The organism is Aquimarina algiphila (genome assembly GCF_007489275.1).
In the GTDB taxonomy this organism is placed as follows: Bacteria; Bacteroidota; Bacteroidia; order Flavobacteriales; family Flavobacteriaceae; genus Aquimarina; species Aquimarina algiphila.
The window spans coordinates 17,028-29,769 of sequence record NZ_VLNR01000079.1 but is presented as its reverse complement, the minus strand read 5'-3'; the positions used below and the strand labels follow the sequence as shown (position 1 = coordinate 29,769).

Below are 12,742 nucleotides of genomic sequence, written 5' to 3'. Positions count from 1 at the left end.
TCCTTTTAAAACCTTGAGTATTTTATCGTAATTTGCTTGAAAGTTGTGCATATGAATTATAGTGTCGTAACTACAATTTACTGCCTTTTAGCAGTTTGCGCAACTTTTTCTAAATGCACAACGGGTTATCATACTTTCTTTTAAGAACGGAAAAGCGGAAAAATTAAGTTTTATTGTTATTCCATAATTATGTGGCCTTTTTAACTATTGATATCATGGGCTATATGTCTCTTTTAAGCTTATAATTAGTGTGTTTTTTTAGTGTTATTTGTGATTGATATTATCTGGTAACAATTAGAAGTGTTAGAAAGAGAATGTAATTTGAAAGATTGTGAATATCTATTATTCATATTTATAGAAATCCCTTTTTTTAAAATTTATATTTGGCACCCTAAAAAAGAAAAATATGAGTGCAACTTGGTATGAATGTAAAGTAAAGTATAGAAAGATAAATGAATCTGGAGTGCAGAAAATGGTCACTGAACCTTATTTGGTCGATGCTATCTCCTATACAGAAGCAGAAACCAGAATTAACGAAGAAATGTCTGCATATGTTAGTGAAGAGTTTAAAATCATGAATATAAAAGTGGCCAATTTTGCAGAGATTCACCCATTTGAAAATTCTGATCGTTGGTTTAAATCTAAAGTTTCTTTAATCGCTTATGATGAAGAGAGTGGCAAAGAAAGGAAATCAAATATGTATTTGTTGATACAGGCAAATGATGTAAAGGAAGCATTTGATAATACAAATACTGCAATGAAAGATACTATGGGGGATTATACAATACCTGCAATTGCAGAATCTCCTATTATGGATGTTTTTCCGTATTTTTCGGGTGAAGAAGGAGAATTGTCACAGGTAGAACGTTTCAAGGCTATAAAAGACTCGGGTGCTCCTGTAGAAGAAATAGTAGAGGAAGTAGAAGAAGAAAGACCTGTAGCAGAAGAAACACTAACAGAAGAAATTGTAAAAGAAACTGAAGAAGAAGCATTACAGGAGGAGGAGACCGAAGAGGAAGGAATGCCAATAGATGAGTCGCCCGAAAAGGAATATAAGTTCTAAAAAAATAAAAGAATTGAACATATAAAAAAACCGCCAAGTTTAGTTTTACTTGGCGGTTTTTAAGTTGAGGGTGAGTGTTAAAATGATTATTGTTTTAAGAGTCTTATTTTATTTTTTCCTGCAATCGAGATGATATAAACTCCCGAAGGCAAGGCAGACATCTCAATTGATTCTTGTTCTGAACTTGCATGTATATTAAGAACTTCTTTTCCTAAAGAACTATATACTTGAATATGATCTCCTTTTTTAAGACCATTTATAGTCGTAATATCTATAGAAGGATTAGGGTAAACGGTTATCGAATTTTCTATAGTCTCTTCGCTATTAATACTAAATGATCTTGCATTAGCATTCCCCATTAACCAATTAAAGATATTAAGAGCATATTTTTTATTATCAAATCGATTAATATTAGTTCCCGCTCCATTTTGATTAAAGAAAGTGTTTCTGTCATAATGTCCAACAACTCTTCCGCTTCCTGCCGAAGCAACAACTAGGACAGCGTCTTTATTTCCTGATCCTCTTGATGTTCCCTGACAATTACCTCCTGTACGATTATTCTGCCTAAGATTACCTTTTACTTTTACTAATCGTTGAACTGTTACTCCCGTAGGTATAGTATTTTCAACTGTAAAAGGAGAAACTCCTTCTCCGTCAAAAACATTAACTCCATTAAGAATAGGATGACTACCATTTACAAAATCTCCACTCGTTCTCCTTAGAGCATATGTTCCTTGATCTTGATTAACGATGATCCCATATCGAGAAAGAAAGTTTTGATCAGAGTTAGGAGCATCACACCAGGAAGAACCAAAATTTGCATCACTAATAGTAAGAAGCCCTCCACCGTTCCGTACCCAGTTATCTATAGCATTCACTTGGGTATTGTTATAAAAAGCATTGTTAGAGCCTAATACTATGATATCGTATTGTGCTAGGTTCATATTAGCAAAGTTTACCGCAGCATTTCCTCCGCCACCTTCGGTAACTTGAGTTAGAGTATATCCATTGTTACGTAATACTTCTGCAAAAGTACCCCAGCCATGGTTACCGTTAAAAGTTTGGAAGTTAGTGATATCGGCTAATTGTTCATTAGAACCTCCTTCTAGAAAGCCTCCGCTTCCATTTCCTCCTCTAACAAATAGTACATTTTTTCTACTTGGATTTGGACCTGGATTATTAGCCGAAAGAGTTATATTGTTCTTAGAGCATGATTTGATGTTTTGTTGCCACCCTGCACCAACTGGTCTAACACTAGCTTTTAATAAGTAATTAGAACCTGCTGATGGAGCATTATTTAAGTTGATGGTTACTGTAGTAGTCCCTGAACCTACACCAACAGTTTTCCTACCTTGTCCTAACCATCCAGAATTCCATAATTCTATTACCACATCTCTATTTTGATCGGCACTATACTTAACCGGAACCTCAATAGAAGTACCTGTATTTAATGAAGAAGGTAAACTACTACAATCTATAGATACAATAACTGGATCAGGATCTGGAGTAGTAGTCGAAAGTGTGATATTATTTTTAGAACATGATTTGATGTTTTGTTGCCATCCTGCACCTACTGGTCTAACACTAGCTTTCAATAAATAATTAGAACCTGTTGCCGGAGCATTATTTAGGTTAATAGTTACTATAGTTGTTCCTGAGCCTGCCTCTACAGTCTTCCTACCTTGTCCTAACCACCCAGAGTTCCATAATTCTACCACCACATCTCTATTTTGATCAGCAGTATAGCTAACAGGAACCTCAATAGAAGTACCTGTGGTTAAAGAAGAAGGTAAACTATTACAATCTACAGATACCGCACTAGGATCCTGATTGGGGTTTGGATCTGATGAAGGATTATATGTAATTGTTAATACTGGTTTACCATTTTGACTTTCATCTGAAGCAAAACTTACATCATTACCCCCAGTTTGAGTGACTACAAGTGTTAAGAAGTTACCGTTTAGAACAACGTTACTTAATGTGAAATTTTGTGTTTGATTTAAGCTATAGGTTTTGTTTAAACTACCTAATAATAAGCCAACTCCAGGAGCATTAGAAGTGCTTAGGTTATTTTCGGTCCAGGTATTACTATTACCAGCATTAACATTAATATTACCACTACCAGCGTCATTGCTGACCGTCAATTTTAGGTTTGCATCAGTAATAGTACCCTTAATGTCTGAGACATTAAATTTAAGGTAGGAAACTCTTCTTCCATTTTCTGTTCGTAAAGAAGTAGTGTTAAATCGAGTACTTCCTTGTAAATAAGCATCATCAATAGCTGATAATGAAACTGTTTGTGGATTAGTAGGGTTAGGATCGGGGTCAGGATCTGGTGTTACAACCGAAAGTGTTACATCATTTTTAGAACACGCTTTAATGTTCTGTTGCCATGTTCCTCCAACCGGTCTAACACTAGCTTTCAGTACATAATTAGTGCCCGAAGCAGGGGCGTTATTTAAGTTGATTGTAACTGTTGTAGTGCCAGATCCTGCACTAACGGTCTTTTTACCTTGTCCTAACCATCCAGAATTCCATAACTCTACGACTACATCTCTATTTTGATCGGCGGTATACTTAACCGGTACCTCAATAGAAGTACTTGAAGTTAAAGAAGAAGGTAAACTATTACAATCTATAGATACTGTATTAGGAGTTGGATCAGGGTCTGGATTACCACAGTTAGAATTACAATCTACTAATTTGTAGGATCTTACCCAATCGTAAAAGGTGGTTCTGTTAGCTTGAGAATCATTCATTCCATCTTTTCCTGCTTTTGGAGGATTCCAATCATAAGTTTCTACGACCATTCGTAAATACATCCCAAGATTAAAATTGGCAACCGGAGTTATCTGATGAACTAATTTACCATCTAGATAAAATAAAAGCTCTTTTGGACCTTTCCACCAAACACCATAGGTATGATAATCTGCATAAGCAGGTTCGCCAATATCCGATTTAGCACCTTTAATACCAACAGGGGTACTATTACAAGTAGTCCCTCTACTATGAGTATTGGAATTGATGGTGACAATATTTCTATTAATCCAGGATTGCCCTCCAGTATTAAGACCTACATTTTCGGTAACATCAAGTTCAGTTGTTCTTACATCACAACCTGTATGTTCATTTCTTTTGTTAAATAACCAAAACGTTGAAGACATAAAAGTTTTGTTCGCTTTCATTCGGGCTTCATAGTACCCATAAGTGTTTTTGGTTTTAGATCTTACCAGACCTCCGTTATGTGTCCATCCATTAGAAGGGCTTGATTTTTTTGAGGCAGTAACCTGCAGATTTCCGTTTCCTACTTTTACAGAAGATTTTTCGAATCTGGCGGGCCGTCTTCCTTGCCATTGAGGATCTTGATCATCCCATTTAGTAGTGTTAAGTGAATTGCCATTAAATTCATCAGACATGGCTTCAATTTTTTCCCACTTTTTTCCATTAGGAGGAGCGGGCTGTGCGAATGACTTTTGAAATACAAGGCAGAATAGCAATGTACATAAAAGATAAGTGAATTTTTTCATGATTAGTGTTTGTGTTTGTTGTTGATCTGAGTTTAGGTTTTAGTTGAATTAAAATTCATAAATGAACCATAAAATTAGTCACGACCAATAGAATTCTATAAATGAGTTTAGTATTCGTAGGATATTAAAAGTATTCGTAGTGATTGGGTTAGAATTCGAAATAAAATAAAATGTATTATTTACAATTAAAAGAAGTGTTTGTGATTGTTTTTTATTTGATTTACAAGGGTTTGTGGTTTATTGGTAAGGTAAAACCTTCCTTTGTAAGTAGAAAATATTGTAAACTATCAGGAAATTTTAGTTAATAAGAAAGAAGAGGGTATTAATAAAAAAAGAAAACCTCCTATTTGAAATATCAAATAAGAGGTTTAACACCATATATAACCGAGATTTTATTTTTTAGGATCCAAAATTGTTGTGATACGTTCTACAATATCTTGCAAATGATATCTTGTCATTGTGTTGGAACTTCTACCGATAGCATTTCTAACATTTCTACGTAGCGTGTTTAGTTCTGCACGTACAACTGCTCTAATGTCACTCTGTGATGCATTGACATTGGTGCGTTTTACAAAACGTCTGATATTCTCAGGAATTTTAGGTTGTTCTTTTGTCATTAAAAACTCCATTCTATCAATATATGCTCGCTGTAGATTACGACGATATACATCAATAGTTCTACCATTACGTAGCTCTGTCCATAATCCCGTTCGTAGTTCGGTCATCATATCCAGTAGGGTATAAGCTTCTCTATTATTTAAGGCTTCATTCTCGATTAATCGAGCCATTCTACCATGATCTAATAGGTTGTTTAAAGTTCTCACCTGGAAATTACGAATACGCTCGACATTACCAGCAGATTCAATTTTATCAAAGATATTTTTATCCAGTAACCAACTTGGAGTAGTAAAGAGTTGCTCATGTAAAAATTTCATAGCACGTTTCTGATTTGTTTTTGTTACATGAGAATATACAGCACCTTCTTGATCATAAGTTTTGAAATACTCATAGACTCCTCCAATATTAGAAGATACATGTCCCATATAACGATTGTACTGCCCTAATACTTGTCTGTACATAGTCCCAAGATCATCATAGTTTTTACCATCTTCTGCAGTCCATTTGATAAGATTAGGAACAATGCGTTTTAAATTTTTGATTCCATAAGTACTTGCGTTTACAGCATCATCACCAAGATCTTCAGTTTGCGAACTTGGATCAATTACACCAAATTGCTGTCTTCCAAATCGATACATTGGATCGTTTTGATGTTTGAGGATCCAGCTGTCTAGTGTTTTCTTTTCTCCTTCTGCAGTTTGATCATGTATTGGTCTGTACCCCCATCGTATGGCATGTTTATCATATATTCCGATATTTGGCATTAAAGCCACATCACCATCTCCTGGTTGTGCTACATAGTTAAAACGAGCATAGTCCATAATAGAAGGTGCAGTACCATATTTCTTGGTGAATTCAGGATTTCTTAAGGATTCCACGGGATAAGCTACACTACTACCCATATTATGAGGTAATCCCAAAGTATGACCCACTTCATGAGCAGATACAAATCGAATTAATCTCCCCATCACTTCATCCTTAAAAGCGACATCTTGCGCTTCTGGATTAATTGCAGCGGTTTGTACAAAAAACCAATTACGTAATAAGCTCATCACATTGTGATACCAATTAATATCACTTTCTAGTATTTCACCAGATCTTGGATCACTTACATGCGGCCCATTTGCATTTGGAATAGGAGAAGCGAGATAACGCACAACAGAATAGCGCACATCTTCCGGACTCCAATCAGGATCTTCTTCTTCTGTAGGAGGATCTTTGGCGATAATTGCATCTTTAAACCCAGCTTCTTCAAAAGCTACTTGCCAGTCTTCGATCCCCTGTTTGATATACGTTCTCCATTTTTTTGGTGTAGCACGGTCAATATAATATACGATTTGTTTTTTCGGAACTACCAATTCTCCGCGTTTAAACTTATCCATATCTTCATCACGCACCTCAAGCCTCCATCGATCCAGATAGCGCAACGTCTTACTTTCTTGTGCTTCTAACCCATAATCTACTTGTCCACGAGCAAACCATCCTACACGCTGATCAAAATATCTACGCTTCATAGGGGTTTTAGGTAGTAGAATCATAGAATTACTCATTTCTAAAGAGATAGAACCTGTACTTGTATTAGATGGCGGGTTAGCGGCATTATATGTTTTTACATGACGTGCCTCTATATTTAATGGGTAACTTCTAAGCGTATCAATATATGATCTGCTATCATCTAATTTTGAGATTTTAAATTGTTTGCGTCGACTGTCAGGAAGTCCAAGAGCTTTTACATCTTTTTTGTATAGATTAGTGACATCGATAACGGTAGCATTTTTTGATGTATCCAAAGAATCTTTATGAAAGGCCTTAATCGGGAAAGCATATAATACAGGTTCGAAATTAGAATTCTCAACAGCTTCGTGAATCGGCAAAGAGTCAGAAGCAAAGATTTGATGAGAAACTACTCTTAATAATATTTGCTTATTTTTTCGTTGCCATCGTAATACCTGTGTATTTTGTTTTCCACCACCAAATCCAATTCCGGTAGCTGTTTTGGCAATACGAGTGACCATAAGCATCTCCCGGTTTAGCAAAGAATCAGGAATTTCATAATAGTATTTATCATCTAAACTATGTACAGCAAATAGACCTTCATCGGTCTTAGCTTTTTTGGTAATGACCTCATTATAAGGTTTAATAGATTCTTTGCTTTTAGAGGGCTTTTTGGTTTCGGTAGAAGCCGTTTTTCCTTTTTGAGGTTGAAGAACAGAACAACCTGTAGTAATAACAGCTACTATACAAAATAGTAGCCTGAGTGTATTTTTGCGCATTGTGTCAATTTTTTTAATCCGCGGAAGGTAGTAAAATAACCATAACAGGTATGTGAAAGTATGGTTAAAGCTTTATTTTGATGAGGTTAGAGGTTTGAATTAGAAATTGTAAGTTTGATTAATGACTTATTTGATATTATTGATTCATGAGAGTTCTTGCCCATAAATTGTTTTTATATTCTTTTATAGCAAGCTCAAAGAATTGTTGAGCTTTAGTGGTGTTTTTTAGTCCTTTATTTCCTAAAGCTTTAAGATAGTAAGCAGAAGATCGTAATTTGTTATTTCTTGAAGAAGCATCTTCGATTGCAACACCTGTAATGTGCGTTCCTTTTTCTATAAGTTCTTCACCTTTGTCTAACAAGCTATTAAATAATTCGTTTGCTTTATCAATGTTGCCAAGTTTTTCAAAAGATTTAGCCTGAAAATAAAGTAAATCATACATGTACCTCGCATTTTTGGATTCGGTGCTTTTTTGATAATTCACCATTGCCTTTTCATTCATTGATAATTTATCATACGCTAAGCCCATATAATAATAAATGAGCGCATTTTTTTCATCAGTAGAAGATTTTCCCACTTCTAAGTTTTTGGGGTATACCAAAGCAGTTTCTAAATGAGTAATAGCTTCTTTGAATTTTTGATTATTAGCGAGCTGAATAGCTTTTAGTGTATATGTGTCTACATAGTGATGATAAATGCCTCGACCGCCTTCCCATGTTCTAAAATGATGGTTTTTAAGTAATTGTATGGCCTCATCATAATTCCCATTTAAGTTGTAGAGTTTGATAAGTGTTTTAGAACCAGAAACATCTTTTTTAACGATGTCTAAATGCTTTTGAAGAATATCGAGACATTCTCTAGAATCGATATTAGAGACATCGTAATATTTTGCTAATTCTGTAAACCAAAGAGGAATATCACTCTCTGCCTTGATAGCTTTGGTTATATAAGAAATTGCATTATCAGTACTATGTTGATGATAAAATGCTGCAAATGCTAAGTTACGCCATACCATAGGGATTTTATTTTCTATTTTGCTTGCCTTTTGCCAAGCCAAAATTGCATCATCTGGTCGATTGTCATAGAGTAGATTTCCCAGTAAATAATGAGCAGAAGCATTGAGTGGATCAATTTTAATTGCATTTTTAAGTACAATTTCAGTTTCTTGTCGGTAGGGAAAACAGTATGATAAAGAAGTGTTTTTGGCAAGTTTCAACATGGTATTTGCCTCTGATAGTTTATCAGCTTGAGTATAAAACCATGCCAGATAGTAATAAATTAATGGATTTTGTGGTTTCTTTAATGAGGATAAAAGGGTTATACCATCATCGATTAAGCCAGCATTCATATAATTTGTAGCAACTTCTAAATAGTTGTTGTTTACATCTTGCATGTTTTTATGCCATTTTGCCAATGAAGGAGCACCTTGTAAATGACTTTTTTCATAATAAGCAGAAAAGTTAAGGGGATCATATGCGATTAATTTATCTATCAATTCGGAAGCTTTTTCAGGAGCATTGAGTTTTCGTAGTAAAGCACTATATAGTACAACTATTCTCCCGTCCATAATATTGGTAGTGTATGCATTATGAATATATTCAAGTGCTTTTTTATAGTTTTTTTTAGTACTCTCCATCAAGGCTAATTGATAATATCCTGCTGAATACCATTGATAGTACCAAGTCGCCTGAGAGAAATTACGATAGGCTTCATCAGTTTTGCCAAGCTCTTTTTGAGCAATAGCCATATAATAGTAAAGTTCACCTTCTTTGGGTTGATAATATTGTATTTGTAGTTTATTAGCTGCTTTTTGTAAATATTGCAAGGCTTCTTGATATCTATACTGATGTAGTCGGCGTATACCCATAGCAATATTTATCCTGTAATTCTCAGGATCTTTTTTTAATCCTTTTAGGTAATAATCATCAGGGTTATGACCAGGACGAAAAAATTGTTCAACGAACCTACCTGTTAAATATAAATCTTCAACAGATTCTATGTCTTCTGGTCTTTTAGTTTTTTCTTGTGGCTTGGGTAATTTAGTTTTTTTTGATTTGTATGGTGCGTAAGAAACCAGAATATTCCCATCCTTATCTTTTAATTCTACATATAATTTATGTTCATCTATTTCTTTTTGGGGTGTGTAGCTTGTTGTAAAAGGAGTAGCAGGATCTATATCAATATCCTTTTTGATAATAATCTCATCATTATATTTTAAGGTTACTAAAGCTTGTTGAAAAGCTTTGGTGGTATTAAAACCATAAAATACTGTCTTTGGGCCTTTTAATTGAAGGGTTACAGAAGCATCAACTGTTGAGTTTTTTGAAATTTCGATATCTCGTAAAGGATACCAGTAATTTTTGGCGTCTTTTACTGAGTGCGGAGCAATCCAACTATAATCAGGTTGATTGTTAGAGAATGTTCCTGTCATAAGTTCTACATACGCTTTGTTATCATCGGTTAATTTGCGCCTAGCATTTTGACCAGCAAGACCAGGTCCGAATTGCCATAATTTTGAAGTTTTATTCTCATAAGGATCTCCAACATGCACTGTTCCTGCTTTTTGACTATAATCATAACCACCAATAAAACCTTCTGTACCATTCCAGAAAAAGAACGATTCTGGATTGGGATGGTTTTTCCACCAAGTAAGGTCAACACCAGAGGTATAATCTGTGTGATGATATTTTTTGTTAGATATAGGCCATCTTGTAAAACTTGTATTGTTGTGATACACCCCTATTTCCTGACTAGGAGGCCAGAATGTGCGAAAATCTTCATTAGCCGTTATTGCAACATTAGCCCAGAAAAGAAATGTCTTTGTTAATGTATTGGTATTATTTATCCGATAATCGGTTTCTATAAAAGAGCACCCTGGACGAAGAGTAATCCCAACAATGCCCCTAAGACGCATGGTTTTTTCAGTTTCTCCAATCCAAACGGTAACGCTTCCATCTTTATTTTTTACTATTGTATAATCACTGGGCAGCATAGAGGTAGTTCTGTGGTGATGAGGAAAACACCACTCAATACCACCAGAAACCCAGGCGCCAAGAGTACCAATGAGACTTGGCTTTATAACGCTGTTAGTATGAAATAATTCATGCCCGTTCGTTTTGTCTATTGCAGAAAACAACCTTCCTCCAAATTCAGGTAATATCTTTACTTTGATATATTCATTTTCTAAATACACCATATTGTAATCCATATCTACAAGAGAATCTCCCAAATTTGATTGTGAAGGATAAGGATACATTCGTCCTTCTGCACCTTGTACGCTTCTCCCTGTAAAAAAAATTGGACTACGTTCTTTTTCATGAATTTTATATGTAGGAATAATTTCTGTTCCTTCATACACTTTTACTTGCGAAAATGTACATAGAGATATTAGCCCTGCAAAAATGAAGATACACTTATTTTTCATGATGCTTTATAATATATTTAATTGTTGGTTTACACTAAATATGTGATCAATCAAGATACTTTTATTTTGTCAAAAAAGAAGTGCCATATTATCTAGTTTAGAGAGTAATTGTTCTAAAGTGTATAACAAATTACCTAATTGCCTTAGGGATATGAAAAACTATAAAAATCATGACATCTTTATTAGTTTCTATATAATCAATGTTTGATTAATAGTTCATATTAAAAAAAGATGAAGAGAATATTACTATCTTAATAGATTCAATGTCGTTTCATAAAGGTTAGTATGGTTTACCTTTGATTTTATCCAGGCATAAAAACTCATATCAAAAATATCTTCCTGTTCTGGGTTAGTGGATGAAATTAGAGAATTTTGAACTTTATATTTAAACTCTTCATTAGTCAATACCTCTGGAGTATGATAACATAGTGTTGCAAGTTTTAAAAACTCTAGAACTTGATTTTCATCATTTTTTTTAAGATGTGCCCCATGTTTCTTCTTAAAACTATTTACTCGAGATTCTACTACATCTATATGATCAAGTTCTATGTGTAATAGGATTTCGATAAGGTTTTTTTTGATTACCCACGAAATACCCCCTTTTTCGGTATACCAATGATCACTATGATAAAAATCATTAAGAGTACTCAATGCTTCTTTGAATCGTTGCTGTTGGAAGTAGCATACAATAAGACTCAATTTTAAGTCTAAAAGATATGTGATTTGATCTTTGTGCTTTTCATAATCAAAGTTTTCAAGGATTTGAATTGCGCGTTCTGCTTGATTTAAATAATTAAGATTAAAGGTTTCTAGTAAAGTATACTGGGGGAAAAATCGTCTGAAATATTTTTTTTGATGCTTTTCCATCTGAAGATGCATTAAAGAAAGATACTCCTGAGAAGTTTTAAAGTTTTTATTCCGAAAGTATGAATTGGCTACATAATATAAAATCTGAATATGGTAGAAGGAGTGTTTATCTATTAAATTTTCTTTGGCATCAATCTGATTATAAGTTTCTTCTACAAAAGGAAGTATAGAATAATAATCTCGGGTGATATGAGCAGTTTGATTCGTAATCTCAAGAATCTTAAATAAGGATCTAAAAGTAAGATCTTGGGTTATAGATAGCCCAAATTTGGTTAATGTATTTTTTATAATAGGAACGGCATCTCTTCGGTTTTTTAGAAGTTCATGCTGCACAGTAGCATAGAATAGATTTAAATTTTCTTCTTGTTGAAGTGATTTTTTGTTATTTCTAAACTTAGAGAATAAGTCTTCTATTACTATTCCAGAATTGAGATGAGCATATTGAACCTGTGTATAATATATTTCATTTAAGATACTGAAAAGGTCATAAGTTTTTGCCTTTTGTTCTGCTTTATGAATAGTCTTAAATGCAATTTTGTATTGTTTTTGTTCGAAGAAAATTCTACTTACGGTAAGTAACTTTAGAATTTCCATTTCTTCAGAGGTTTCTCCTTCAAAACTCTTGGAAGCAATAAAATCAATAAGTGTATCATGTAACCTTTTACTTAATGCATGATAAGCACCTTTAGCTCTTTTTCCATAAATCTGAATATCAAGATCCTGATGAGGTGATGTATTATCTAATAGTTTAAATAACTTAATGTTTTTGGTATCATTTCTCTTATTCTTTTGCCGGAGTAATGAGATAAAACTTCGCTTTTCTTCATTAGATAAAGTACGAATTATAGAAGAAATAGTATTCATTATATAGTAAGTATATTTTTAATAAAAGTACTGTAAATAATGATAAAATTGAATTTTAATATAATATATATCGTAAGTTTTTATTGAAAATTGAATTTTATTCTAG

The 12,742-nt window shown here is 33.8% G+C and carries 5 protein-coding genes; 1 reads left to right on the top strand and 4 read right to left on the bottom strand.

The annotated features are described in order from the left end of the window. Nucleotides 1-406: 406 nt before the first annotated feature. A complete protein-coding gene (locus FOF46_RS26055; protein WP_143918486.1) occupies nt 407-1,063 on the top strand; it encodes a DUF4494 domain-containing protein in 657 nt (218 codons plus the stop codon). A gap of 86 nt (nt 1,064-1,149) precedes the next feature. Here the strand turns inward: FOF46_RS26055 and FOF46_RS26050 are convergent, their stop codons facing one another. The 4 genes from FOF46_RS26050 to FOF46_RS26035 all read right to left on the bottom strand — a co-directional run bounded on the left by FOF46_RS26050 (nt 1,150) and on the right by FOF46_RS26035 (nt 12,636). Then, nucleotides 1,150-4,590 carry a family 16 glycosylhydrolase gene (locus FOF46_RS26050; protein WP_143918485.1) on the bottom strand — a complete coding sequence of 1,147 codons (3,441 nt, stop codon included), beginning with the start codon at nt 4,588-4,590 and terminating at the stop codon, nt 1,150-1,152. Nucleotides 4,591-4,982: 392 nt separating this feature from the next. Continuing rightward, the gene (locus tag FOF46_RS26045) at nt 4,983-7,481 is read right to left on the bottom strand and encodes a zinc-dependent metalloprotease (protein ID WP_143918484.1); all 2,499 of its coding nucleotides are present in this window, start codon (nt 7,479-7,481) and stop codon (nt 4,983-4,985) included. 136 nt (nt 7,482-7,617) lie between these two features. Further along, on the bottom strand, nt 7,618-10,905 hold the full coding sequence (locus tag FOF46_RS26040; RefSeq protein ID WP_143918483.1) for a DUF5107 domain-containing protein: 3,288 nt from the start codon (nt 10,903-10,905) through the stop codon (nt 7,618-7,620). 246 nt (nt 10,906-11,151) lie between these two features. Then, nucleotides 11,152-12,636, bottom strand: a complete 1,485-nt coding sequence (locus tag FOF46_RS26035) for a hypothetical protein (RefSeq protein ID WP_143918482.1) — start codon at nt 12,634-12,636, stop codon at nt 11,152-11,154. Nucleotides 12,637-12,742 lie beyond the last annotated feature (106 nt).